At 58.9% G+C, this 25,147-nt stretch carries 17 protein-coding genes and 9 pseudogenes; 12 read left to right on the plus strand and 14 right to left on the minus strand.

The window, feature by feature from the left end; all coding sequences use genetic code 11:
* Positions 1 to 460 precede the first annotated feature (460 nt).
* From NLN62_RS10975 to NLN62_RS53405, 4 genes and pseudogenes are all read left to right on the plus strand, one after another.
* Positions 461 to 1,690: a Fic family protein gene (locus NLN62_RS10975; RefSeq protein WP_254108755.1), complete on the plus strand. Its 1,230-nt coding sequence runs from the start codon at positions 461 to 463 to the stop codon at positions 1,688 to 1,690.
* Positions 1,691 to 1,707: 17 nt separating this feature from the next.
* Positions 1,708 to 1,851: pseudogene (locus NLN62_RS10980) on the plus strand (transposase domain-containing protein); the annotation flags it as partial.
* A 316-nt stretch (positions 1,852 to 2,167) separates the two neighbouring features.
* Complete coding sequence (locus NLN62_RS10985) at positions 2,168 to 2,329, plus strand: hypothetical protein (protein ID WP_254103276.1); 162 nt, start codon at positions 2,168 to 2,170, stop codon at positions 2,327 to 2,329.
* A pseudogene (locus NLN62_RS53405) lies at positions 2,284 to 2,751 on the plus strand (S1/P1 nuclease); the annotation flags it as partial. The gene NLN62_RS10985 and the pseudogene NLN62_RS53405, both read left to right, overlap by 46 nt.
* A gap of 127 nt (positions 2,752 to 2,878) precedes the next feature.
* Here the strand turns inward: NLN62_RS53405 and NLN62_RS10995 are convergent.
* The 8 genes and pseudogenes from NLN62_RS10995 to NLN62_RS11030 all read right to left on the minus strand — a co-directional run bounded on the left by NLN62_RS10995 (position 2,879) and on the right by NLN62_RS11030 (position 8,763).
* A complete protein-coding gene (locus NLN62_RS10995; RefSeq protein WP_057844126.1) occupies positions 2,879 to 3,226 on the minus strand; it encodes a transcriptional regulator in 348 nt (115 codons plus the stop codon).
* A gap of 3 nt (positions 3,227 to 3,229) precedes the next feature.
* Entirely contained in the window at positions 3,230 to 3,472 is a 243-nt protein-coding gene (locus NLN62_RS11000) for a DUF6516 family protein (protein ID WP_254103274.1), read from the minus strand.
* Between the two features lie 378 nt (positions 3,473 to 3,850).
* Positions 3,851 to 4,357 (minus strand): annotated as a pseudogene (locus NLN62_RS11005) (DnaB-like helicase C-terminal domain-containing protein); the annotation flags it as partial.
* 490 nt (positions 4,358 to 4,847) lie between these two features.
* Positions 4,848 to 4,977 (minus strand): annotated as a pseudogene (locus NLN62_RS11010) (segregation and condensation protein B); the annotation flags it as partial.
* A gap of 228 nt (positions 4,978 to 5,205) precedes the next feature.
* Positions 5,206 to 5,691, minus strand: a complete 486-nt coding sequence (locus NLN62_RS53410; protein WP_371933117.1) for a DUF6650 family protein — start codon at positions 5,689 to 5,691, stop codon at positions 5,206 to 5,208.
* Complete coding sequence (locus NLN62_RS11020) at positions 5,681 to 6,907, minus strand: ISAzo13 family transposase (RefSeq protein WP_254108758.1); 1,227 nt, start codon at positions 6,905 to 6,907, stop codon at positions 5,681 to 5,683. Before NLN62_RS11020 ends, NLN62_RS53410 begins: the two co-directional genes overlap by 11 nt.
* A 207-nt stretch (positions 6,908 to 7,114) precedes the next feature.
* Positions 7,115 to 8,029 (minus strand): nucleotidyl transferase AbiEii/AbiGii toxin family protein, encoded by a 915-nt coding sequence (locus tag NLN62_RS11025; protein WP_254108759.1) that lies wholly within the window; start codon positions 8,027 to 8,029, stop codon positions 7,115 to 7,117.
* Entirely contained in the window at positions 8,026 to 8,763 is a 738-nt protein-coding gene (locus tag NLN62_RS11030; RefSeq protein WP_254103271.1) for a type IV toxin-antitoxin system AbiEi family antitoxin domain-containing protein, read from the minus strand. Before NLN62_RS11030 ends, NLN62_RS11025 begins: the two co-directional genes overlap by 4 nt.
* A 320-nt stretch (positions 8,764 to 9,083) precedes the next feature.
* Here NLN62_RS11030 and NLN62_RS11035 point away from each other — a divergent pair, with 320 nt between their 5' ends.
* Positions 9,084 to 9,344 (plus strand): DUF3892 domain-containing protein, encoded by a 261-nt coding sequence (locus NLN62_RS11035; protein ID WP_254108760.1) that lies wholly within the window; start codon positions 9,084 to 9,086, stop codon positions 9,342 to 9,344.
* A gap of 518 nt (positions 9,345 to 9,862) precedes the next feature.
* On the opposite strand, the pseudogene NLN62_RS11040 reads toward NLN62_RS11035, so the two are convergent.
* A pseudogene (locus tag NLN62_RS11040) lies at positions 9,863 to 9,991 on the minus strand (IS256 family transposase); the annotation flags it as partial.
* A gap of 24 nt (positions 9,992 to 10,015) precedes the next feature.
* On the opposite strand from NLN62_RS11040, the pseudogene NLN62_RS11045 reads away from it, so the two are divergent.
* Positions 10,016 to 10,168, plus strand: a pseudogene (locus NLN62_RS11045) (IS5/IS1182 family transposase); the annotation flags it as partial.
* A 57-nt stretch (positions 10,169 to 10,225) separates the two neighbouring features.
* Here the strand turns inward: NLN62_RS11045 and NLN62_RS11050 are convergent.
* From NLN62_RS11050 to NLN62_RS11060, 3 genes are all read right to left on the minus strand, one after another.
* Entirely contained in the window at positions 10,226 to 12,760 is a 2,535-nt protein-coding gene (locus NLN62_RS11050) for a Ulp1 family isopeptidase (RefSeq protein ID WP_254108761.1), read from the minus strand.
* Positions 12,761 to 13,821: 1,061 nt separating this feature from the next.
* Positions 13,822 to 15,582 carry an HrpF/NolX family T3SS translocon protein gene (locus tag NLN62_RS11055; RefSeq protein WP_305881670.1) on the minus strand — a complete coding sequence of 587 codons (1,761 nt, stop codon included), beginning with the start codon at positions 15,580 to 15,582 and terminating at the stop codon, positions 13,822 to 13,824.
* A gap of 887 nt (positions 15,583 to 16,469) precedes the next feature.
* A complete protein-coding gene (locus NLN62_RS11060; RefSeq protein ID WP_254108762.1) occupies positions 16,470 to 16,715 on the minus strand; it encodes a TIGR02391 family protein in 246 nt (81 codons plus the stop codon).
* Positions 16,716 to 17,335: 620 nt separating this feature from the next.
* On the opposite strand from NLN62_RS11060, the pseudogene NLN62_RS11065 reads away from it, so the two are divergent.
* From NLN62_RS11065 to NLN62_RS11075, 3 genes and pseudogenes are all read left to right on the plus strand, one after another.
* Positions 17,336 to 18,190: pseudogene (locus tag NLN62_RS11065) on the plus strand (IS5 family transposase); the annotation flags it as partial.
* Positions 18,191 to 18,257: 67 nt separating this feature from the next.
* The gene (locus NLN62_RS11070; protein WP_254108763.1) at positions 18,258 to 19,301 is read left to right on the plus strand and encodes an IS110 family transposase; all 1,044 of its coding nucleotides are present in this window, start codon (positions 18,258 to 18,260) and stop codon (positions 19,299 to 19,301) included.
* Between the two features lie 289 nt (positions 19,302 to 19,590).
* Positions 19,591 to 20,067 (plus strand): annotated as a pseudogene (locus NLN62_RS11075) (transposase); the annotation flags it as partial.
* A 401-nt stretch (positions 20,068 to 20,468) separates the two neighbouring features.
* Here the strand turns inward: NLN62_RS11075 and NLN62_RS11080 are convergent.
* Positions 20,469 to 20,603 (minus strand): annotated as a pseudogene (locus NLN62_RS11080) (transposase); the annotation flags it as partial.
* 416 nt (positions 20,604 to 21,019) lie between these two features.
* On the minus strand, positions 21,020 to 22,840 hold the full coding sequence (locus NLN62_RS11085) for a trehalose-6-phosphate synthase (RefSeq protein ID WP_254108764.1): 1,821 nt from the start codon (positions 22,838 to 22,840) through the stop codon (positions 21,020 to 21,022).
* A 407-nt stretch (positions 22,841 to 23,247) separates the two neighbouring features.
* On the opposite strand from NLN62_RS11085, the gene NLN62_RS11090 reads away from it, so the two are divergent.
* From NLN62_RS11090 to NLN62_RS11100, 3 genes are all read left to right on the plus strand, one after another.
* Complete coding sequence (locus tag NLN62_RS11090) at positions 23,248 to 24,018, plus strand: IS630 family transposase (RefSeq protein WP_254108765.1); 771 nt, start codon at positions 23,248 to 23,250, stop codon at positions 24,016 to 24,018.
* Complete coding sequence (locus NLN62_RS11095; protein ID WP_254108766.1) at positions 24,015 to 24,293, plus strand: transposase; 279 nt, start codon at positions 24,015 to 24,017, stop codon at positions 24,291 to 24,293. Before NLN62_RS11090 ends, NLN62_RS11095 begins: the two co-directional genes overlap by 4 nt.
* 369 nt (positions 24,294 to 24,662) lie before the next feature.
* Positions 24,663 to 25,058 (plus strand): transposase, encoded by a 396-nt coding sequence (locus NLN62_RS11100; RefSeq protein WP_254108767.1) that lies wholly within the window; start codon positions 24,663 to 24,665, stop codon positions 25,056 to 25,058.
* Positions 25,059 to 25,147 lie beyond the last annotated feature (89 nt).

Here is a 25,147-nt window from a genome sequence, read left to right on the forward strand (position 1 = left end):
ATGCTTGGCGCCTGTGCGTCAGGTTAAGGTCAGCTAATCTGCATAGGCTCTCGCTCGACAACGTGCAATTTGGCGATAGGCGAGGAATCTGATGTACGGTCGAATCGTTGCCTCATCCACGCAGTCCATAAGCGCTAGCGAGGCAGATGAATCGAGAGACTCAGAAGATGCCGTTCGCTTTGCGGAAACGATTGCGGGCATGGAGCTAAGTGATGATCAAGCGATGCAACATTCAGGGGGCGCTCAGGACGACGTACACTCAAGTATGTCGCGAGCCAGTTCTGGCCGGCAGACGGATCAAGCGGAATCGTCCGGCGCATTGCGCTCGGAACTTCAAGCCTGGTGCAATCAAGCACCCACGAAGAACAAATCGTCATTCTTTCGCAGCAAACTGTGTTGCGCTCCATCGACGTCAGATGAAGCAAGCGCGTCGCAATCACGCGAGCAAAGGCAAGCGGCCATGGATCATATCCTGCGCTGTTTTGACGAAGGTGGGACGGACTTAGATTTAAGTGACCTGAATTTGTCCCAGCTGCCCCCTGGGCTCAATCGGATTCATCACCTGCGCCGCTTGGATATTTCGGAGAACGCCGCGCTCACCCAGTTGCCCAACGAAATTTCGCAGTGCAAGCATTTGACGGAGCTCATTGCGGACCTTTGCTCAATTGTCAAGCTGCCTCATAGTATTGGGATGTTAAAGAACCTAACCACGCTTTCACTATCCTTCAACTCATTACGTGGACTGCCGGATGAAATAGGCGACTGCGAAGCGCTTGAGAACCTTAGCTTGGCAGGCTGCAAACTGCGACTGCTACCCAGCACACTGGGAAATCTTCAAAATCTTTCGACGTTAGATTTGGCATCAAATAGTGAATTGAGCAATCTTCCCGACATGAACCTTAGAAATTTGGCGGTCTACGTTACAGGGACACAGCTGGCACTCATGTCCCGGATATTCCGGCCTCCGGCGTTAGAGCATCCGGAGCGCTTGTCTTTGTCTAGAACATGTGAGGAAATAAAACGCAGATGGAGTCAAGTCGGAAGTGAGTTATCCGCCGATGCGTGCTTCCGCATTAACAAGCTGCGGTGTTCCGCCTCCACAACATTGGCGGAGAATCATGAAATCGATTCTTCATGGCAGCATGCTGCAGCCAAAGTGCAGGAGTGGGCGAAGAAGAATTCCCCATTCACGAAAGAAGGCATTTTTGAACTAAATCGTATATTGCTGGGAAATGCGGATGAGGCTACGCACATCGGCGCTCTGCGAAAGGTGCTTGTGCAGGCTGCAGACGAGGATACTTGGACTGCCAAGAGATATCCGCCACCTCAAACACTTTCCAAAGAAATGGCCGCTTTCGCCGATTGGGCCGCAGGCAACGAGCGTGACTTGACATCCAGTGATCCGATGGCTGTGGTGGAGTTCGCGGCTCAGGTCCATCAGCGGCTGGCCAGTCTGCATCCCTTTGAGGATGGCAACGGACGAACCGCTCGCTTGGCAATGGACTGGGTGCTTTTGCGGCACGGACTACCGCCGTCACCGCCGATTGGACCAGCTAGCCGCGCCCCGGCCGTGTTCTTAGGGGTTGGGGAAATTCAGATTGAGGATGTCGTACGAGAAACAGTTCAAGGCATGGAGGCTGCGCTTCGAGAAGCGGCGCCCGACGTGCCATACCGGACCCGTTCGGCATAGTTCGGCGGGCCGCATAAACCTGCAAGATGAACGACGTCGATCCGCAAGCCTGGCTCGCTGACGTGCTGGCCAGACTTCCAGATTACCCTGTCAACAGAGTCGCCGACCAGCTCCAGTGGAATTGGAAGGCGACCCGACAGTCCAAAGCGGCTGCCGCCTGAGCGCCACGGCAGGCCGGCGCGTCCGCCCGGGGTGCTGGCCGAATGCGTACGTTTTCGACCATGCCGTGATCGACAAGGCGGACGGCGTTGTTTTCCGCTGCACGCTGGATGGATCGGAGACGCAGCGTTTTCTGGAGATCCCATCCTGGATGTTCGACCGCGCGGCATGTGTTCGGGGTTGCAGCCTAACGACAGAGCCCCTTGTCAGCCTGGAAGCGCTCAACGCGATTCAGTGGTCAAGAGCCCGGCATCATCATTGAATGAACCGCTTTCCGGTGCATGCGGAGTCTCTCACGACCAGAAGCGGGAGAGGCTCATGGCAAGCAGGACGGCGATACCGGCGAACCCGGTTCGGCGCAACCGGCTGTTCGGCATGCATCAGATGGACCTGTTCGCGGGTGGCATCACGCACAGCGCCGTTGGGGTTCCAGAGTGGCGGGAGCTGCCGAAGGAGGCGCGGGATGCGCTGGGCGCTTAAAGAATGAACTGCGTTGCACCGCCGGCGATCAACAGCTTCGAGCCCTCAAGTTCGCCGTTCACTTCGTCGGCGACATTCATCAGCCGTTTCACGCGATCTGGGAAAGCAGCGGCGGCAACGGGATTGCCATTAAGGTGATCCAGCTCAAGGGCAAGACCTGCACGGCGGACCACTGCTCGACGCCTCCCGACAATCTTCACAAGATGTGGGACACGACGCTGATACGCGCGATGGAGTACAATTGGCCGACTTTCGTCGATGATCTTGAGGCAGGCTGGCTGACCAGCGATGTCGCGAAGAATGACACGAAGGACAATCCGGTCATGTGGGCGGAGGATGCGCACAATGAAGCGATCGCCGGTAATATCTGGGTCGATGGTGATACGCTGGACCAAGCTTACTATGATCGGGCCACACCACTCTTAACACAACAACTTGGCTTCGCCGGCTTACGCTTGGCGCGGTACCTGAACGACGTCATCAGTTCCTCGCAGTGCCCTCCTATACATCTCACATGTGTGCTGGTGACAGTAGCGATAGGCAGCGACGTCACGCCGCCATCATGTCGAACTCGACATGCACGCGGTCATAGGGAAATTCCACGCCCCCACTTTCCGTTCGCTCCAAAATCCCTGCGCCCAGTAGCAGCGTCACGTCGGAGTGAACCCCCTTAAAGTCACGGTCGACCCGACGCGCAACTTCTCGGATCGTCAACGGGCCGGCTCCGGTCATAACGCGCACGATCTCCATACGCTTGGGCGCCAGCACCCGCCAAAGGTCGCTGACGCTCTCGAATGAAATTCGATCGTCCCCAGCCTTACGCTGCCCGTGCGCAGTCGCCAGGATGCGGCGCGTCAGGTCGCTTTGTGTCTCGACGCCCAAGATAACCGTCCGCATGCTCTATCTCCGTTTATTCACGTCGCGCCAAAAATCCGCCAGCAGCCGCTCCAGCCCACGAAACGTATAAGTGCTTTCCTTGCCATCCAGGTGGCGATGATCGCCCTTGCCTCGCTCATTGTCGTACCGCACGCGGCAGACGCCATTCACTACATAGGCGAGCCGGTATTTGTAGCTGTGCGGACTGCCCGAAACGGGCTCGGGAACTTCACACAACCAGCTCGGCAAAGCCGGGGCCGACGACAACCCGGGTTCGCGTGATCTTACGTGCTTTGACCATTGATGGAATATTTTACATCAACAAGACCTTGATGTCAATGAATACATCAATGCCTGACAATTCCGGAGGATTTGTTTGTTTTCCGCGAGGGGAAGTATCGCCCTCGTGGGTAGTCATACTGACTATCGCGCGTTATCCGCGTTTCCGCATCAGCGATCTCGAGCTCAACCTGCGAAAACGGCGTGGGGTCCGGAGTCTGATCAGAGCAATAGACTCTTGATTCTCCTCCTACCAGATTGGGGTCTGAGGCTGCCCCTCAATCTTAAGCCACACGTTCGCGCGGTAGCGATCAAGGACCATGGCGAAGACTTGCGATTGCGGGACCGAACCGTCATTTCTCCGATGGAGAGATTTGCAAATCGTGTGACCTCAGCTTGAAACGATGCGTTGACCGTACCGGTCGGACCGTGGCGCTGCTTGCCGATAATGATTTCGGCTTTGCCCCGCGCCGTATCGATCTCCGCTTCCCATTTGAAACGAGCATCGGTGCCGGGCACCGGCTCTCTGCCCTTTAGGTAGTATTCCTCGCGATACAAGAAGAGCACCACGTCCGCATCCTGTTCGATCGATCCAGACTCGCGCAGATCTGACAATTGCGGCCGCCGTTCATCTCTGTTGTCGACGTTGCGGGACAACTGCGACAACGCAATATCCGGCACGTTCAACTCTTTCGCGAGCGCTTTGAGACCGGTCGTAATCTCGCTTACCTCCTGCACCCTGTTTTGCGAGGCACGAGAGGTCGTGCTGTGCATAAGCTGAATGTAATCGACGACGATCAGATCAAGTCCGCGCGGTCGCTTCAGGCCGCGGGCCCGGGCGGCCAGTTGGTTGATAGAGAGAGCGCCGGTCTGATACCTCCCGCTTCATCGACGAGAGTACTGCCAATCATCAGCGTTCCCCTCCTCTCAATCACCATTGATTGACGCTCAAGACTCTCAGAGAGGAAACGAGCTTGCGAGTCCAGGATCAACTCTTTTTCATCGCGTCTGAAAACTCATTTTCTAGATTCGCGACAAACGGTTTGTTTGTTGCGGCGCGCTTTAAAACTCTCGCCCATACAGACGTTCGCGAAACGACGACTCAAAAAGCACCGGTAGTTATTTCTTTCGCGGAACTGGCGTCGCGAGACAATTTTCTCCTACAGAAAGACTCACGCACGTTCATTTCAAGCGCGACGTTAGAAACAGTGACGGCGCCACGGATGTTGTCCCGGGGCCGTCTATATCCAGCTGCTGTCCTCTCCGGACGGGTCGCTTCAACATCTCCGCGCCGCGCCGTTTCTCGAAAGCGTAGCGCCGCTCAGACGGAGGTCCGATTCGTCGACTGCTCCAAGCCACTTGTGTCGATGATCAGATCGAGATCTGCAGTCGCGAGCGACGACGCGCGTCGGGATCGCTCGCGTCACTGGCTCGGGCGAGTCGAAGATCACGGCCTCGACCTGACCCATCCATTCGCGCCAGCGCAACTCCACCGGCGGGTCTGCGAACTCGGTGTCGAGATCCTCTTACGGTCGCGCCCGCCGTCCCATGTCAGAGCCCGTACAATCGGAAAGTCGGCCGGCCGGTCGACCGAAGTACAGGACCGGATGCGAACCGCCCTGACCGGCGCAATCGACACCTTCTTTTCAACTCGAAAGATCGCGGGAGCTGACAGAGTGACGCTCAAGACGCGCTCGTCCTCGATACCAGTCTGGCCTTCCTTACGATTCGTCCGTCGATGGGAGGACCGACGCGAGATCTGGCTCGACATCGAGGCCATACTGGTGTGCGAGGGCCGCGATGTGCGTTCCGAACGTCGCCCGCAGCTCACCTAATGCGACGAAGAAGGACGGACTCCCCTCTTCATCGTCTGCATGCCTCGCGCCGAGCCATCGCGTCAGGTTGCGAAAATCGGGCGTGGGCTCCTCAAGGAAGCGGCGACACGCTGTGCGCATCGCGCGAGTGGAACCTGCCGCACGCGACGTCTCGGGCAGAGCCTGCAGAACCTTCGTCAAGATTTTTCGCATCTCGAGCACAGAGGACGTGACCTGGGAGACAACCTCCAGGTGATAGGGAACAAACAGGACGCGCCGATCCTCCATAGCGGTGAGGAGCCCTCTGACAATCTCACGCTCGTCAGCGGGAGGCGTCCATTGCACGCCGAAGAAAGGGAGTGAGAACCCGCTTAGGGCTTGTTCAGGAACTATCGCTGCGAACTGAGGTTTGCGGCCTTATGGTGTAGTTCCAGTCGCCGTGGAATTTATGGCGGAGGATGTTGATGGCGTCCATTTCGTCATCAGTGACTTTGATGCCTGCCGGATAGGTGTTGGGGTCGATCTCGGATTGCACCTTTAGGCCTGTATCGGTGGTCGTGGCGGCGATCAGTTGGACGATGGTTTGGTGGCTGACGAGTGGCTTGCCGCGCCAATTCTGTGTGATGAACGAGAACAGGCGATGCTCGATCTTGTTCCATTTGCTGGTGCCGGGCGGCAGATGGCAGACCGTGACGGCAATGCCGAGTTCATTGGCCAGGTTTTGCAGCTCGCGCTTCCAAAGGCGGACGCGGGCACCGTTGCTGCCGCCGCAATCGGCGGTGATCAGAAGTTTTGTCGCGTGCGGATAGCGCGCGCGCCCCATCGTCTGCCACCAGCGGCGAATGGAGTTGACCGCGAAGCCTGCCGTGTCTTTGTCGATGCCGACACTCACCCAGCCGGCATTGTCGGCAATGTCATAGACGCCGTAGGGCGCCGCCCGACCAAGCTCCGGGATGATGAAGTCGTGCACACGCACCGACTCGGGCTGACCCTTCGGACGGTACTCGCGGCCGCCATTCTTGAAATCGCCGACCAGCTCCTTCTTGGTATCGACCGAGATCGCCGGCTCCCGCGCGGCCAGCGCTTGCTTCACCTTTCTATTGATGTACCCAAACTGGGCATTGCGGTCGGGATGGTTCGTCCCCTCGCGGATCTTGCGGTTGGCTTGAAGGCTGTACCCCAGATCGCGCAAAAGATCGGCCACCACATTGTGACCAATACGATGGCCAAGCTCACGAAGCCCGGCGGCCAGGTTGCGCAGGCTCTTGGCGGTCCACAGCAGCGGCGCCGTCGGATCGCCGCGCGTCGTCGGTTCTACCAAGTCTTTGAGATCGGTGAGCAGCGTTGGATCCGTGACGACCAGAGGCCTGCGTCCGCCACCCTTCCGGCGCACCCGATCGGGCGCCGCGTCGGGCTCTGCCTCGCCGCGCAACTCCGCTAGTCCGCGGTCGATCGTACTGCGCGCTATGCCCGTGATCCGCGCGACCGCCGTGACCCCGCCACGCCCAGCGGCCAACGCCTCAGCGGCCGCAAACCGACGTCGCCCGCGCTCATCCAGCACCGGGTCGAGCGCTGCATAGCGCAATTTGATCGCCGCATCGTCAATCACCATGCGATTCTATATAAGCTGCGAGTCACCGTGGGAATCCCCCGAACGGAAAAATCCGATCCGGTAAATGATCAACGGGTTCTAAGTCGATGCACCAGTGAATTCGCTGCAATCCGGCCCTTCTTGGTGATATCGCGAGGTCTGCCCATGTTCTCCCCTTAGGTCTCGGTCAATTTGACCGACCAAGCTATTGGTCAAGTCCAAAACTTATTCCAATAGTCGCACGAGCACGTCTGACTGCTCGGCGAATTTTTGGGTATTGGCCTTCCGCAATCGCTCGAGGTTTTGCAGCTTCCACCGGACGCCCGGGAGTTGCTCCAGATGCGGGATGCCCAGCAGATTCCATTCTGGCTCAGCAGCGACCAATGACAACAGGAACCGGCGCTCATCCGCCGTCAGCTCCTGCTGGAGTTCGTGCGCCATTCGCTCGCGCGCGGCCAGGAGCGCGCCGAGCTCGACGGGCTCGGCGGTCATGCCGATGAAATTGTGCTCAAACTCCTGGCGGATGTCGCGCATGGACGGAAACAGCACCTCATGCACAGGCCGGTTATGGCTCGCGAGGTAAACGACGAAGGCACGGCGGATGGCGGCCGTGATCCCCTCGTGGGCGAAGAGCTGCATGACGTCGAACAGATCGCGGGGATGCTGGCGGTCCATCGCAGCGACGAGCTTGCCGCCATACACGTCCTCGAGCGAAACGACCGGGATTTCGAGATCCGCCTGCAGCGTGTCACGTGCATTCTGCGTCAGCGACGCCACGCGCACCGCGTTGACGGTGCCGCGCATAACGAAATTGGCCTCAATCTTGACCTCGATGGCCCCCTGTCGCACCAGCAGCTTGGTCTCGCCTACATCTGTCGAAGCGGGCGCGTGGGTTCGAAAGCCGCGCTTGTTCAGGCGTGCAACGGATTGGCGAATGGCTTCGTTGATGCGCTTGAGCGCCTCGTCGCGCGGCAGCGTGTGATCGGGAAAGACCAGGTCGAGATCGACCGAGAGCCGCGGCATGTCGCGAACGAAGAGGTTGATCGCTGTGCCGCCCTTGAGCGCGAAGGTGTCATCGACGAGCACCAGCGGCGCGACTCGCGTCAGCAATCGGGCGCTGTCGAGATAGGTCTGATTCACGGCTTGAGCACCAGAAGCCCGTCAGCCGAGCGCGACACCCATCGCCGATCGCTGCCCTTAGGCAACTGGGATGGATCGAGCTTACCCATCCACGGCAGGGAAAGCTCGTGTCCGAGCTGCAGGCAGAGGCGCACGGTCTTGACGCTGGCGCATCTCTTGAGCAGGTCGCCGAGCACGTCGGCGCGCAAGCTGTAGCTGCTCTCAACCAGTTCGCGCGCTTCTTGCAGCGGCTGACGAACACCAACTTCGCTCAGAACCTCCAGTAGTGCGCGCTCCGGTGCCGAGACGAATGGTGCGCCTTTGCGGTTCTCGAAGGGCCGGACCTGCAGGAGCGCGTCGGGGCGCTCCTCGAACAGCCGCTTGCGGTGATACTCGGCTGGAAAGCGCTGGGTGAACCACTCGGGGAGACGCCCCGCCTTCCAGCCATAGAGATGAAGGACGGGTTGCTGGGCCACGTAATGGCGGATGCCATGCCAGTCAAGCGCAGACTTGCCGCCGACATGCAGGCCTTCAAAGCTTCGCTGCAGCAACGCCAGGCTCGGATGCAATGCGGGCGGATCGTTGGGGCGACAATAGACCCCACGCGCCAGCCGTTCCAACCAGCCCGCCCGGACATAATGGACGGCCAGATCCGCCGATATCCCAAGTGCGGCGAGGTCCTCGGAGATCAGCGGCGTCCCCGGTGCGAGATGGGAATAGAGCCGGTTTAGCTTATCTCTTTGAGTCGTAGCCATACTACGATATTAGGAACAATTCCAAAAATCGGCAAGTTTAGATTCGAATCGTGGATCGAAGCTAAATTACGATAATCTATCCTTTTCTAAACAGTGAGCCTGCCTGGGGTGCGGAACTGGAAGCAGACATCGTCAGGCGCTCGATCAGATAATTAGGCCAAGCGGTCCAAATGCGTGAGCGCCGAGATTAGGGGAGCACCTATCCAGAAATCCTCCCGCGAAGGGATCGAGCCGCCCTTGCGATCGAGGATGACCTTCTTGCCGAAAAACTGGGACAGCTCGCCGCGGGCCATGCGATTGATTTGTAAGCGCTCCTTTCTATGGAGACACGCCGCTTACGAAAGAACCCTCACGAAAGAATCACACATGTTGGGGGAGTAAACCCCAACGGGACGCAGTGGAAGCGATCCATCGATCAGGCTATCAAAGATATCGAGAGCGACGAATGGAAGTTCTATGTCGAAGAAAACGGCCGCAGGGTTGATGTCGTGTGGGCCACGCACGAGGGACACAGGTACATCAAGACAGCGGCGGACGACATTCAACCCAACAATCTTCTTCTGCTCGCTAACTGTCCGTGACATCGCGTCAGCTCAGCTAATCGCGCCTGGGAGCAGTCATTCAAAAGAAAGCCGGCCTCCTCGAAGTACGGGCAAGCATTCTTAAAACGGAGGCTGCTTACGTCGCTTTGCGGCGCAGCCTTTATGTTCACTTCGACGCGGCCGCGCTCGCCGCGGATGCGGTGCAAGCGGTCAGGCAAGTGATGGGCTGCACGGCGGAGAGTGCGCCCCCACGGGGATGATTATACCCTTCCTGACCCATGCGTCGAACGCGGCCTCGGAGCAGCCGCAGTAGGTTGCTGCGTCGGGCTGTGTAAGACCACGTGGGTCGATCTGGTTGGTGCATTTTATCCGCCCCGAACGCCTGCGTTCGCCAGCGAAGCTTTGTCCCGTTGGTAATTTCGGTTTGTTCCAGCCACCAGTAGAAAGTTAGCGGCGACGTTAGTCGGCACCCAATTTGTCGTGCGCATGGGATCGTGTCCCACGGCGTGGTGTAGCTGGCGGCGGGTCACCGCGTTCGCCGGCGTGAGCCGAGCTGGTCAGCTGGCGATTGCCTGTAGGCTGACGGTCGGATCATCGCTCAACGGCGTGATGGTTTCCAGCCTCATGTAGCGGGCGCGCTGGACAGCCCACTCATCGTTCTGCTCGAGCAGGATCGCGCCGATGAGCCAGATCAAATATGATCTGAGGCCTACAGGCATCGCAACCTCGTCGAGCGCTGTGTCAATCGCATCAAACAGTTCCGTCGCGTCTCTACCCGCTACGAAAAGACTGCCAGAGCTTACCTATCGATGCTAAGCATCGCCGCAGCGATGCTCTGGATTAGAACCGTCAACACGACCTAGAATCAAGTGGAAGTGTTTTCGCAAAACAACTTTCCCTGATTCGCTGCCCCGATGCGCTTAAACTTCGTGAGATATACGGGTTAGCAGCGCTTGCCGATCGACGACGAGATTGTCGAGGTTCCGCAGGTCTGCTTGCCGTGTTCCCGCCAATCGCCCAACCAGCGTCCGCGTGCCATCCACTACGAAGACGCCGCAATCATAATCGTTCCTCTGCTGACGCATGCTGGCGTCTTGCAGGTTGGCACCCAGCCGTGCTGCCAGCCATGCGGCAGGTTGATCATTGTGCCCCCCGGAGGAGTCGTAGTGATAGGCAACCGGGCCTTCGCGATCGCGACGGTCAACCAGCAGCAGCGACCAATGGGTGCCCCGGCGATTAAGGTCCGTAGCGCTGGCATCGTTCACCGGCAAGAACAGGAAGTCAGCAGAATCATTACCGTTACGATCAACGACAATGCGCTGGAATGCGGCTAGCGCGTCGCTGTCGACGGCGTGGCCCAGCTGAAAGGCTATCAGGGGATCCACGAGCCGCGTGCGAGCAGCGAGATTCGGATTGTCTCTCTGCAACTCCTGCTCCAGCAGCCTGTAATCCCTCAGGATATGCTGGTCGCGCAGCCATTGCCTGGGACCGAGCACGAGCGAGCCTACCGAAGCGCGTGTGTGGGCATCCGAAGCCGAGGATTGGCGAGGATGATGGACGAAGTAAGCATCGCGGCGCCCTTGTCCCAACTCGATCGAGTAGGTCTCACCGTTGATAGAGACCGACTTTGGAACGCTGTGCGAACTAGGCATGAGCATTTTGTTATCGAGTACATCGATCAGGAGGTCTGACACCGGCTGAGATCCGTGCTGCCAATCCTCGCCGACGAGATAACCGATATCTTCTAGCAACTGAGATGCGCGTGATGGCCCCATCATGAACGGCGATCTGGCGGCGCGGTTCGGCTCCGGCGGATAATACGCATCGTCCGGCGTCTCGTGCGCTGTGGACGGCAAATCAACCAGAGAGTCAAGACCGCCGTATATTTCTGATGACCGGGCTGATGGACCTTCCGGACTTGGCCACATACTCGCATCAAAGTCGGACGGCACTCGCGGTGACCAGGCTGAGCTCGACCCGGCACTTTCCTGCCGACCGGCCTGTCCTGACGAACCTTCCCGCGTTGGCCACTCACTGGCCTCAAAGTCGGATCGCAATCGTGGCGACCAGATTGAACTCGTCCCGGCAGGCGGCGGCTCCCCACCTGTCTGCTCAGGAGACAACCCGAGCGCCGCGTTCGCCTCGACGACGTGTAGGTACTGCCCAAGCCTATCGAGGCTCACTGAGCATTGTCCGACTGCTTCGACGAAGTCCCGGTAGTCTACTTTCAACGACCATTTCTGCACATCGCTGCCGTTGACTCGGCTTACTATGCTTTCCCGACCGCCTTGGCGGAGCCAATCACTAAATTTGCGTTGCTTGCTGGCAATTTTCAGGGCGTTATCTCTCTGTCTAGTCGAATCCATTCCGAGCTTGGTTAGCTCTTGGTGAGCCAGGCCCTCGATAAGGCGAGCGTCGTCTGGATAAGGATCAAAAGGGGCCGATTTCGATGCGGACTCGGCGCCTAGGTACTGCCGAAGCTGATCCAGACGCAGGACGGGTTTTCCCTCGGTCTTGGCAAAGTCCTTCACGTCTAGTTTCAACGACTGTCGCTGCTGATCGCTGCCAATGAGACGGCTCACTATGCTCCCCCTATCTCCCGCTTTGAGCCAATCACTGAACCTGCGTCGCCCGCTGGCAGTATCCACGGCACGTCTTCTCTGGGCGGGCAAGTCGGATTCGAGTTTGCTCAGCTCTTCCTTGACCACGGCATCGATGATGCGGGCGTCGTCCGCATACGGATTCAGTTTTTGGACCCCGGGGCCCAGGCCTCGGTACTTCCGAATCTGATCGAGACTGACGGTCTGTCTTGTGGCTTTGTAGAAGTCTGTTTGATCTGCTCTCAACGACAGTTGCTGCTGTTCAGTTCCGCTGATTCGGCTCACTATGCTGCCCCTAGCCTCCCTTTGGAGCCAATCACTAAACCTACGTTGCTTGGTGGCCATCGTTGAGACGCGGCTTTTTTGCTCTGGAGTCGGGTCGGGTCCAGCGTTGCTCAGAGCTTCATTGACAACGGCATCGATAATGCGGGTGTCGTCGGGATAAGGATGATTTTTGAAGCGTCCCATCAGGCGGGGCCCGGGGCCGACGGCGTGGAGTTCCTGCCCATCAGGCGAGAGTCTCCGCAGATGAGACAGTGCCGACTTGAGACGCTCACGATGGTCGCCCCCGCTTGCCCTGTAATCCTCGATATCAGCGGCTAATGACTCTGGATCGTTAAACAGCCGAGAAGCCATCGGATCCCTGTTCTGTGCTCGAAGCCAACGAGCAAACGCGGTAAGAACGCCCTGATTGTCCGTGAGGGTGGGCTCGGGAACCCTTCCGTCCCCTCGGCCGAGGCTACCGTCAGGTAGAATTTCGTACCCTCGGACTGCTTCCGCGAACTGCCCAATGCAGCGCTCGTCTTCCGGATGCATGTCCTCGCCGGCGGAGCGACCACGCTTGACGAAATCCATCCGAAGCTCTGAAGACATCGCGTCGGGGCCCGAGCCGCCGGAGAACTTTTCGCGACGGCTCCCCCCGAAGGCCTTGCCGAGCCGCGACTTAACACGCGACCACAGCCCTCCACTCCTCTTATCCCTCGTCCGCGCGACAACCTCCGGTTCCGACGGTGCCGTATAGCGCGTGCTGTTGAATAGCCTCTCACGCAGATCAGAGCGCGATCCCTCCACAGCCGAACCACGAAGGTGAGCTCGCGGCAGGTCTACGCTGTGGCGCGTCCTGCTGAATCCGTTGTCCTGCAAGTTGGATCGGGACGGCGTCCGTATCGAACCACCGTCGACAGTACGCTGGATACTTCCATGCCCCTCCGCGGCTCGAGTGTCGGGTGAACTCAGCTCAGCGGAGCTCTCCTCACATGCGCGGAGTTGCAGCTTGCTCAACTGCTGCTCAAAGCCAGCTTGATCCACAGACAAATTGTCCGACTCTTGCCGCGCACGCTGCAGCTCATGCTGCTCAGCGTACCAACGCATCCAATGATTCCGATCGTTATAGCTCGGTTCCACACCACTCTCCCTAGGTGAGGTTAATCGGTTAATCTTCATAGCCGCCGAGAGCTAAACTCGGGTGCACTGACCGCAACGACGCCAGCTTCAGAAAGCCGATCGCCGAGGTCGGCAGCCAGAACTTGAGGACAGTCGTCGAGCGCACGCTCCAAGCTCGTGCATTGCTCACACCGCCCAGCCTTAGCTGCCGCAGAAGAACTCCCTGGCCCTCCTTAGCACTAGGTGGCCGATGCGCCAGAAGTGCGGCCATGCGACGAGCCCCATCACAAGAGGCCTGGATCCATGCTGTGGTTTTGCACTCACGACAACCCGGAGGCTGCGAAAGAGGCATTCGCTCTATCGGAAGGCAACAGTGTTGGCACCCTTCTGCTCGAAAACACGACATGAGGTACATCGGACTGAAGTTGGGATCGCCCGAATACAAGATGCCAGAATTCCACGTTGAGACCGCCTAGGTGCGCCCGTCAGGCCACCTTCTGCGACGATGCCGTCGTGCCAACCTGACTCGGAGCCTATGCGGCTTGCATGGGACTGGCCTCGAGGCGCTCCTTCAGGTTATTCAAATAGTCCTCCGCATGGGATTGCGCCTGCGAAACCGCCAAGTCGACCCCGGCATTCGCGGCCCTTTCAATGAGTTCTTTCGCTAGCCCCTCGCGCATCGCGAGTTTGACCTCGGGCCCGGAGATACAGCCAATTGCCTGCGCCGCAATACTGAGGCCGAACTCTTCCAGCGCATGGTCCATATTGCTCCCGCTAATGGCGGTGTGGAGAAGAGTCGTCGTTGCTGACTCGAATTCGAGGGCCATTGATGCAAGATCGGCCAATTGGCCCAGGCCCGGAATGAAGCCAAGCGCGCCAACCGCTGTGGCGGCCCAGTCAGTCGCCTTCGCTTCGACATTGAGCACGCCGTCGAGTATGGGCTTCGCGTCGTCGAGTGCGTGCTTGAGCGCCCCGCCATTCTTCTTCACAGACTTGATATCGGGCTGGTCGGCCACGCCCATCATCATGTCCGCGACCGCGGACTGCTCGGCCTCGGTTTTGGGAACATGGGTTTTCGTCTGCTGAACGGTGCGGTTCGCAGCCGACATGTTGCTGTAGAAGTTCGTGAAGTCGTTGTTGCTGATGTTACCGGAATCGACCCTATGTCCGCCACCGAAGTCGAAGAACTTGTGATGGGTCTTGTAGCCCGTAATCGAATTGTTCAGCAGTGCGAACAATAGCGGATCCGAGAGCAGCTGCGACGCCGCTTGCCGTACCTTCGGATCAAGACTCTTGTCCTCGGCCATGCTCGCCAGCTTGTCCCGGGTCAGCACGCCGCCTCCAAAGAAGGCGCCCTGATTCTTGTTGATCGTGTCGAGCGTGTTCAGCTCGGTTTGCGTGAGGCCCATCGACGATGAAGCGACTTGAAGGAAATCCTCTTTGTGGACCTGATCAATCGCACCACCGTACAGCTGCTTCCAGGCATCCGGGTGGTCGAGGAAGTATTGAGCCGCCGCGATCACCTGCGGCGGGGTCTTGCCAGTTTGGGCGTTGCCGTCGACGATCTGTTGGAAATCAGCCAGGCTCAGATTCTTGGGCAGGTAGTCGGAATACCGGTAAAGCTCGCGCATTGCGTCGTTCACGGTCATGACTGACGGTTGGCCATTTCCGGTACCATCGGAGGGGATGTAGTTCTGCTCGTAGCTGTGCGCCTGCTGCTCCTGGAATGCGGCAACTTGCGGATGATTGCTGCAGAAGCTGGACAAACGATCGGCAACTCTATAGGACCTCCAGTCGGATGTCCCTCCGAGCGCAGCGAAGAGCTTGCGGTCCTGGTGCAATCCTTGGATTGCGGCTTTCAGATCCGGCGGCACTGATGGATCGAAGTCGGTGGGCGTGATGTGTCCCCACCAGAGGGGCAACTGATCCTTGTGGCGGTTCAGCACTGCCACGATCTGCAACTCGGCATTGGTCAGCGTGCCGTCAATCCACGTGACGTTCGACATTTCCGGCGCGGGAGCGCCCTCCTCCGCGGCCTTAACCGCCGCCTTCACATTCGCCGGCAACAGATCCAAGGGATCCTCCGGTACAGGTAGCTTCGGGTCCAGCAGCTCCGGTGGCGGGGACGGCAGCTCGGATTTGGCTTCTCGCGCGCAACTGGACAACATGGCCTCGAAGGGGTCGCCTTGCTCACCGGGCGGCTGCACGGAAGGACCCACGGCCGTGGTTTCCGGACCAAGCACGAACAGAGCTGGAACCGCACTGGCGGATGACAAAGAGGTGTTGAGCTGCATAGCACTATACCCGGATGTGAGGGTGGAGGTCGTTTGAGGAGCCCGAGTCCAACCTATCGGCCCGAAGGATGCCGAACTTTTGGGTTACGTCGAACCTTTGAGTGACTGTTCATTTCGTAAGGCGCTCACTCAACTGCCTCGCAATACAAAGTTCGAAATTGCGCTTTGCTGGGTCAGGCCCGGCGTCTGCGCAGAAGGTCCCAGAGCCAACGTGGCCCTGGGGTAAACGCCGGCTGAGGCTGATTTCCGCTGCTGGCTGGCGAAAGGTTGCTGAGCGACATGGTGCATCCCCGGATGTGACATTGATGACCGTCACAAGTTCACCTTGTGGCGCCGCCGTGTTCACGACGAACAACACGCAAGACCTGATGGAAATGTTGATCGGGACCTGGCCACGGCCTGGCGGCTCACTAAAAATGTCGCCACGATGTCCTGCGCGCCAGGCCCGACGTTCATTTCCGTTACGGTCAATAGGCGACAGCGCCGTCTAGAGACCCAGGCTCTCATGTTAGGGAGGTTAGCTTTCGAGAAGCTGACGCGTCTGAAAGCGAGCCACCAATGACGATGGCAAATCCATGAGTTCTGCCGGAAGCTGCAGCGTGCTCTCGATGTGTCTGGTCAGCTCAGGCGCGGGCACGATGCCGTGTTGAAGGGGTATGGCGAGTGCGACATCAAGCGAATTTCGCAAGCTTTGCCGGCACGATCATTCTGCGGCTTCTACGATAGTGGAGGTTTGAGCGGCTCGCGGCTGGTCGCAAAGGTGGGCATGCAGTGCCGCCACGCATTCATCCACTTGCGTCCCATACGACATGTCACGCGATACGCGCTTCCACCCAAATTGCCGCGCGGCACCGGTCCCGCGTAGCGGATGCGCCGAGCGGGGTCGCTCAGCGGCCACGGGATCGACCAACTACGATGGCGCGCGCATCGATAATACGGAGCAAATGATTTGCGAGCATGACGATTTCGGCGACTTCTTCCGGATCATCCAGTGCAACATTGCGATGCGAATGCGGGTTCTTATAAGAATCGATGGCGCCGCTAAAGAGATGTGCACGCGCCCGCGAAACTCCCGGCAAGGGACGTCGGTACCACGCTGCAAGGCGCCGTGGCATCGATTTTTGGGACTCCATACATGCCTTCCGCGCCGCCGACCGCGCCGGATCTAATGATGTACGTCCCGGGCTGGCTGCACCGCGACCGACGTGCGCATCTGGAGCTCATGCGGGGCATGCACTGCATGGGCGTGTTGCCGAACGAGGACCGGCAGCAGACGAATTTCACCATTTGTAGCGTGCCGTACACGGCAATGTTGGCCCCCGTCACGTAAGCAAAACGACATTCGGGTTGACCGAAATCAAACAAATGATTGTCGCTGACAAATAGGATGCAAGCAGAAGCTGCGTCGGCTCTCGATGAGGGCCGATGTCGTCTCGAAGTCCGAGCTGCCGAGTTGGCGTTACGCCCTCGTCGTCCGCTGATGAGATGATGCTCACTGCAATGTGCGCTCGTTTGGAGCCTCTACAAATATTCATCAGCTGCGCAGCACGCGGCGCAACCGTCGCCGTTCACTCTATGGCGTCGGTCGTGAAGAATTCGGAAGCGATTGATCTGTCGCTGTGATTTGACGTGAGCAAGTATTCGATTGTGCAAGAAAGCCGTGTGTAGGTGTTGGTTTTCTTGCGTTTTTGGATTCCGGATTTGGCGACTTCGTGATTCCTTTGACGGCGAGATTCGCTGTTGGGGAGAACCCATGAGCCATCCGCGCGACGATCGTCAGGACGATCTGTTTCGTCCATCTCTGGAGAAGATCATCAACCTTCGCCATCCGTTGGTGCGTCTGGCGGCGGAGATCGATTGGGACTTCCTGGCGGGACGCTTCAGTTCGGTCTGTCGCCTCGGGCCGGGGCAGCCACCGTTGCCGACACGATTGGTAGCCGGACTGTTCATCCTCAAGCACATGCACAATCTCTCTGACGAGGCGCTGTGCGACAGGTGGGTCGAGAACCCGTATTTTCAGTATTTCTGCGGCGAGGTGGTGTTCCGGCACGACCTGCCGTTCGATCGCTCGTCGCTGACCCGCTGGCGCCAGCGGCTGGGTGAGGAGCAGATCGCTGCGCTATTGCAAGAAAGCCTCTCGGTGGCGCACCGAACTGGGGCGATCGAGACCAAAGATCTCGAGCGGGTCGTTGTGGACACCACCATCCAGGAGAAGGCGATCGCGCATCCGAGCGATGGGCGGCTTATGCACCGGGCGATCGAGAAGCTGGTCGATTTGGCCAAACGCGAGAGCGTCGAACTGCGCCAGAGCTATCTGCGCGTGGCCAAGCGCGCCGCCATCATGGTAGGGCGGTACACGCATGCCCACCAGTTCAAGCGTGCCCGACGAGAGCTCAAATTCCTGCGCACCCGGCTTGGCCGCATCATCCGTGACATCAGACGCAAGATCGAGGGCGACCCTGCGCTTGAGGATCGCTTTGGTCCGCTGCTCGATCTCGCCCACCGGGTTCGCCATCAAGAGCAGCGTCAGCGCGGTCCCAAGGTCTACTCGTTGCACGCCCCCGAGGTGGAGTGCATCGGCAAAGGCAAGGCCCGGGCACCTTACGAGTTAATGGCATGGACACGCCCGCTCTCAGCGGCAACATGAAGCCCCGGCAAGAGAAGGAGCACAAGCCATGTCCACTACGAACATTGTCACGATTGGCATCGATCTAGGGAAAAACACATTCCATGTGGTGGGGCTCGATGCTATGGGAGCAATCGCCCTACGCAAGAAGCGATCGAGAAATCAGCTGGAGCAGTCGCTGGCCAATGTTCCGTCCTGCCTGATCGGAATGGAGGCTTGTGCAGGAGCACACCACATCGGTCGGAGGCTCGAAAAATTAGGCCATCAAGTCCGGCTCTTGCCAGCACAATATGTGAAGCCGTACCTCAAGGGTCACAAGAATGACTTCCGTGACGCTGAAGCCATCGCCGAACCCGTTCAGCGCCCGACAATGCGATTCGTCCCATTGAAATCGACGGAGCAGCTCGATTTGCAGGCGCTCCACAGAGTGCGCAGTCGACTGGTGACGCAGCGAACAGCGGTCATCAATCAAATCCGGGGCTTTCTACTCGAGCGAGGGCTGCCGGTTCGGCAGGGAGCGGCAGCACTCCGATTGGCGCTTCCTCAGCTTCTCTCAATGCCCTCGGATAACCTGTCGCCTCGAGTAGTTCAGCTCGTTCAGGACTTGGTCGAGGACTGGCGCTATCTCGACCGGCGGGTTACATCAATTACGAAAGAAATCAACGAGCTCGCCGAGCAGGATGCACACTGTCATCGGCTGATGACTGCGCCGGGCGTCGGACCGATCATCTCAAGCGCGATGCTCGCCGCGATCGGGACTGGCGATGCTTTTCGCAAGGGCCGCGACTTTGCGGCATGGCTTGGTCTGGTACCGAAACAATTCTCGACCGGCGATCGAACCATTCTCGGCCGCATATCGAGGCGCGGCAACCGGTACCTGCGAACGCTCTTCATTCAAGGGGCCAGAGCCGTGCTTCTGAGGCGCCAGACTTGGTCCAGGCACGGGTTTGGAGCCTGGTTGGAAGCAGCGTCCAAGCGGCTCCACTCGAATGTACTGGTTGTCGCCTTGGCCGCAAAACTCGCGCGCATGGCCTGGAGCATGCTCGCAAAGGGCCGTGACTACGACGCCAATTTCTTAGGCCAGACCGCCTAAGACACACGACCGGGAAGAAGGATCCACGATCTCAATCGGAAGGGCACAATATCCCGCCGAGGTTTGCGAGACGGAAAGGACGAATGGAGAAACGGTTCCACCGACACTTCTGAAGCCTGGTTCGCAGCCATGGGCCCCTTGTCGAGGCCGTCGAGTTATTGAGGACAGGGGTGGGCGGATATCCATATTGGCTCGAGGCGACAGCCTCAAATTGAAGCCGGATAGATTGGCGCAGACCGCTACATCCTTTTGTTGATTCCTCTTGCAACGCGGGCGTGGTCCATAGATTGGTTGCAAAGTCTCGCTTGCCACGCCTGCCACCGCGCCCAAAGGCGGGCAGTTTGTGCTGCATGCCAAGGCCCTGCACGGCAATCCCTATGACGGCCACACGCTCGGTCCCGTCATCGCCGACCTCGAAAAGCTCACAGGTGTTGCAGCGCGCCGCATCCACGGCGACAAGGGCTACCGCGGCCACAACTATCCCGACCGGTTCAAGGTCTGGATCAGCGGCCAGGTTCGCCGTGTCACCAAAGCGATCCGTCGCGAGATGCGGCGTCGCGCCGCCGTCGAGCCTGTGATCGGCCATCTCAAGGACGACCACCGAATGCGCCGTAACCATCTCAAGGGCCGCGACGGCGACCGCATCAACGCCGTGCTCGCCGCCGCCGGCTACAACTTCAGCCTGCTCCGACGCTGGCTCGCGGAACTTTTACGCGGCCTGTTATGGATACTCTGTCGCCGCCTATCGCAACCACACCTTGCGTAAAAACGCTGCTCAGAAACGTTCTTCACAAACGACTATGGCGAAATCCTCGACTTGCACGCGACCGCCCGTCGTCGCGCGGGATCGCGCCGCGGATCGGCATGAGCGTGAGGACAGTCTAGCGCTTGCTTGCTGCAGGCGGTGACTCTGCAGCACCGGCAGCGACCCGCAGCATCCGTCCTCGTTGATCCTTTCCGAGATTATCTGGAAAAGCGCTGGGAAGAGGGTGACGCCGCGCGTCGCCAATTGTTGACAGAGGTCAAGCTCTGCGGTTTTGAAGGCAGCGAAGCGACCGTCTACCGATAGACGGCCGCCCGCGCGCAAAGCTCATCGACGGCTGCGCCAAATGTGCGGTGGCCTCCCCCCGCATAGCTCCTGAGCAAAGAGCCTGCATGGCTCGATCATCTGGCAGCGGCATCATGGGCAGAAGCAAGTGCGTCTATGATGCGCCCCCAGACACCAGCCCTCCTCCGGCGAACGAAGCGGTTGTAGCAAGTGGCATATGGGCCGAATACCTCTGGCAGATCCCGCCAGGGGCTGCAGATCGCAAGCCCCTGTTGGATACAGAGCCTGACTCACCACCGCAAATGCGCCGCTTCTGGCAATCATGCTTCGTGAGAGCAGCTCGGTCGGAAAGGCTTCGGTAAAAGGGTTCAGAGATCTCCATCTTTGATCAGGTTGAAGCGAACGTCGTCAGCAACCGTTAATCAACAGCCGTTTCCTTCATATTGCCATACGAATAAAAGAGCCAGCTGCCGCCCGGAAGAAAGGGACACACTTTCGTCGCACCGAAAATGTCCCGGCAGGGACCGGCCTCAACTCCAAGTGCTCAAATGGGATCGTTAGAGCGCTTGATCAGGCTGCGCGCCCGCACTGATACGATCGAGCGAAGCGACCAGCCGCGACGGCCCGCTGTACGTGGTCGACACGATTGCGATCAGTACGATCGGGCTCGTCAGCGCGTCGGAGATGCTCTGGAGGAGGCTTCCGCATCATACTCCGAGTCTGCCGGATCTGACTGTCCACCGAGATACGAGCTTGTCGATTGCTCAAACGCAGTCGGAGGCGGGGTTCTACTCAATGGGCGCATCAGCACGTCACGGGCACGTTCCAGCACTTCGCTCGGAAATTGGGTCTCGGCGGTCCTGCCAAGGCCGATATTGCCGAGCCGATTCGGAGGCACCCTCGCGACGAAGCGGCTGTTCTCCAATTCCCCAACGAAATTGGCCGACCAGTTTTGGAGTGAATTTTCTCGAAGCGTCTTCATCATCGCCTCCCAGCGTGAGCGGCGTTCATCGAGGGGCATCTCCATGGCCTCTAAGATCGCGCGCTTTATGCCGGAGATGTCCTTCGGATCAACGAGCAATGCCTCCTTGAGTTCGTCGGCTGCGCCTGCATATTTCGACAGAACCGGCACGCCGGGATCATTCGGATCTTGCGCAGCGACATATTCTTTGACAACGAGGTTCATGCCATCACGTATCGGTGTCACCACAGCAACATGCGCGGCGCGATAGAGGCCAGCGAGCACCTTCTGGCTGACGCCCTCAACCTGATGTCTTATCGGAATCCAATCGTCCGTAGCATGACGCGCATTCGCGTCTTCGACGAGTTCGACGAACCGGTCTCGGTATTTGCTGTACATCTCAATCTTGGCGCGCGTTGGCGTTGCTACCTGCAAGAGCGAGATGCTGCCTGGCCTCTCAGTCCACAGCTGATCGAAAGCCTCGATCCGCTCGTGGAGACCTTTCGTATAATCGAGCCGGTCGACGCCAACCGCAAGCTTCTCGCCATTCAGGCCGCTCTGCAGCGAGGCGACTTTGGAATTCGATGTTGACTCTGCAGCGTACTGAGCAAACTGATCTGCATCAATGCCGATCGGAAATACCTTGCAGCGGGTGAGACCGCGGTTGGACGCCACCACACCGTCCTTGATTCTCAGACCAAGATCGGAATGGACACAATCGAGGAAATTCCGACAGTCCCGCTCGGTGTGAAAGCCTAAAAGATCGTACGCCATCATCGATTCGATGAGCTCATCATGGTGAGGCACTCGCTGCCATACATCTGGCCCCGGCCAAGGCGCATGCAGGAAGAATCCGATTGGCCGGTCGATAGCTTTCTCACGCAGCTTGGCACCGAGTACCAGCAATTGATAGTCGTGCACCCAGAACGCATCTCGGTCGCCAAACTTGAGCAACGCATTCGCCATGATCTCGTTAATCGTGTGATAGCTTTCATAATTGCGGTCAGAATTCGAAACCGAGATCCGCTCGCTGAGGGAATGCAGTGCGGGCCAGAGCGTCGAATTTGCAAAGCCGTCGTAGTAGCCCGCATATTCGGCCTCAGGCAGCTCCAGTTTCACCAGCGCGCCATTTCCGAGCTCGTGGACGGACGCTTTGTTCTGACTGGGATCGCCCGAGTTCTGACTGGGATCACCCGATGAACCCATCCAAACGGCGCCGGAATCCTCAACCACCGGGAGTAGGGCCGCGGCAAGCCCACCAGTCGCCGGCTCATTCGGCTTGCCATCCGCAACTCGGTTCGAGACGAGGACAAGGTTCATATGTCGTCCCTGGGTCGCCATGTCCGTGGGATCCGCCTGATCCGCAGACAATATGCGACGCGAGGATCCTGCACCGGCTTGACGACGTCTACTCTGTTGCGGCTCGCTCAAGTGGCGCTCGAAGGTTGCTTGCTGCGCCCATTGCTCTTCCATCATGGGATGCGACGTTTCGGCGCGATTGGGGCCCAGCGGGTTGATATTCGTGTCCATCCCAGGTCCTCCGTTTGACGAGCTTTGTGATCGGAACAGCGAGTGTCCGATCTGCACTTCTGATATTATGACAGCTTTCTTTCGAGAAGCTGACGGGTCTGAAAGCGAGCCGCGACGTTGATTTCTTCCACGGTGCGTCCGGGATACGCTCGTGACCCAAGAACTGAGGGATATCGTCCGATGTCGGAGGCGGACCACAGCAGAACCTGATTGGGACGCTAGACGACCGATTCCATGAAGCCGGCACGGAACTGGAAGGGTGTTCGTGGATTCCTCGTTTTGAGATTGTCCGAACGAGGGTTGGTATCATGGCAACATGGCGGCAAGCAGTCGAGTTGGCGATGACTGAGAAGGAGATTGAAACGTTGACGCCTCTTTCGCGGTCTCGAACCGAGTCGGCGAGCCGGGTGTCGCGGGCAGCAATGCTGCTGGCCTATCGCGAGAACCCGTCGTTCTTTGCCGTGGGACGAAGACTTGGTGTGCATCATCAGACGGTTCAGCGCTGCGTCGAGCGGGCGGTAGCCTATGGTGCGCTGGCGGCACTCGACGACCGACCGCGACCGGGCAAGGAGCCGGTGATCACGCCGGAGGCCAAGGCCTGGCTGGTGTCTTTGGCGTGCGACAAGGCCAAGGAGCACGGCTACCCGCACGAGCTGTGGACGACGCGGCTGCTGGCACGCCATGCGCGTGAGCATGGCCCGTCGGCGGGACACCAATGCGTTGCCAACCTGGTCCAGGGCACGGTGTGCAAGATTCTCGGCCAAGAGGAAATTAAGCCGCACAAGGTGCGCTACTATCTGGAGCGTCGCGATGCCGAGTTCGAGCAGAAAATGGCGGAGGTCCTGTGTGTCTATCGCGAGGTCCAGATCCTGAAGAAGAGCGCAGCCAGGTCGAAGAAATCGGGCAAGCGGGTGGCGATCGTCTCCTACGACGAGAAGCCGGGAATCCAGGCGATCGCGACGACGGCGCCGGATTTGCCCCCTGTGCCAGGCGTCTATCCGGCCTTTGCGCGCGATTTTGAGTATAGACGTCATGGCACGCTCAGCTTGTTGGCTGGAATCGATCTGCTGACCGGCAAGGTCCACGCTCTCGTCAAAGACCGCCACCGCAGCCGCGAGTTCATCGAATTCCTCAAACTTATCGATGCTGCCTATCCGGCCGGTACCCGATCAAGTTGATTCTCGACAATCACTCCGCACACATCTCGAAAGAAACCAGAGCCTGGCTCGATACACAACCGGCAGGCCGCTTCGAGTTTACGTTCACGCCCAAGCACGGCTCCTGGCTCAACCTCATCGAGGGCTTCTTCTCCAAATTCGCTCGCTCCGTCCTGCGCCACATCCGGGTGACCTCAAAACACGAACTCAAGGAGCGCATCATGGCCGGCATCGACGACGTCAATCGGTGTCCAGTCATCCACACCTGGTCCTACAAGCTCGCCGAGGCCGCTTGATATGATTCGAACCACCAAAACGCAGACCTAGTACCTCGACTCGACATGGAGGTTTTGACTCGTTGAACTTGGCGCGATTTGACCGAAGTGGTGTCCGGTCGATGACTTGGAGGTGTGAGTCCTCGATGGACCTTGGTGATAGGAACCGTTAGCCGAACAGCAAGGGCATCGTCACGAAGCGAGATCCGCAGGAAGCTGTAATCAAAGCACCGGCATGACGAACAGGAAGCACATACGAAGCGTCCGCATCCGGGCGAGGAAGCCACAAAGCTTGAAGCCCAATGTCACCTAGAGACTGCGGCCGTAGATGCGACAGGTAGATAGCACGAAGGTCGCGCGTCTTACCTGCGAGATCTGACAGCAGATGCCGTGGACCCTGCCCTCGATCAAGGCGATCTATCTTGCCGAGAGTGCCGATGCCGCTCTGCTCAGGCTCGGAGGACTTTGAAGCCGAGTGGGGAAGCACAATTCAGCGAAGGGGCGGCCTGGCGGCGGGCATGGGAGCACGTCATTCCGTTCTTCGCTTTTGCGCCGGAGATCCGCAAAATGATCGACACCACCACCGCGGTCGAGGCGCTGAACCGTTCGCTGCGCAAAGATCATCGAGACGCGCGGCAGTTCTCCAACGACGAGGCGGCGATGAAGCTACTTTACTTCGCCATCAGAAATCCACGCATCCATTGGCGACGACCGGTTGCATGGACGGCCGCGATGGGCCAATTTGCGATCCAGTTGGGCGAGCGCTTTGCAGGCTCAGCGGACTGACCCCATGGGGTCAGTCCGCTGCCCCCGCAAACTTCTCACAGAGGCGCTCTTACACAAAACTTCTGTCACTCCCGCGACCGCAGGCGCCG

Origin of the sequence: Bradyrhizobium sp. CCGUVB23 (genome assembly GCF_024199885.1) — a bacterium.
Lineage (GTDB): Bacteria > Pseudomonadota > Alphaproteobacteria > Rhizobiales > Xanthobacteraceae > Bradyrhizobium.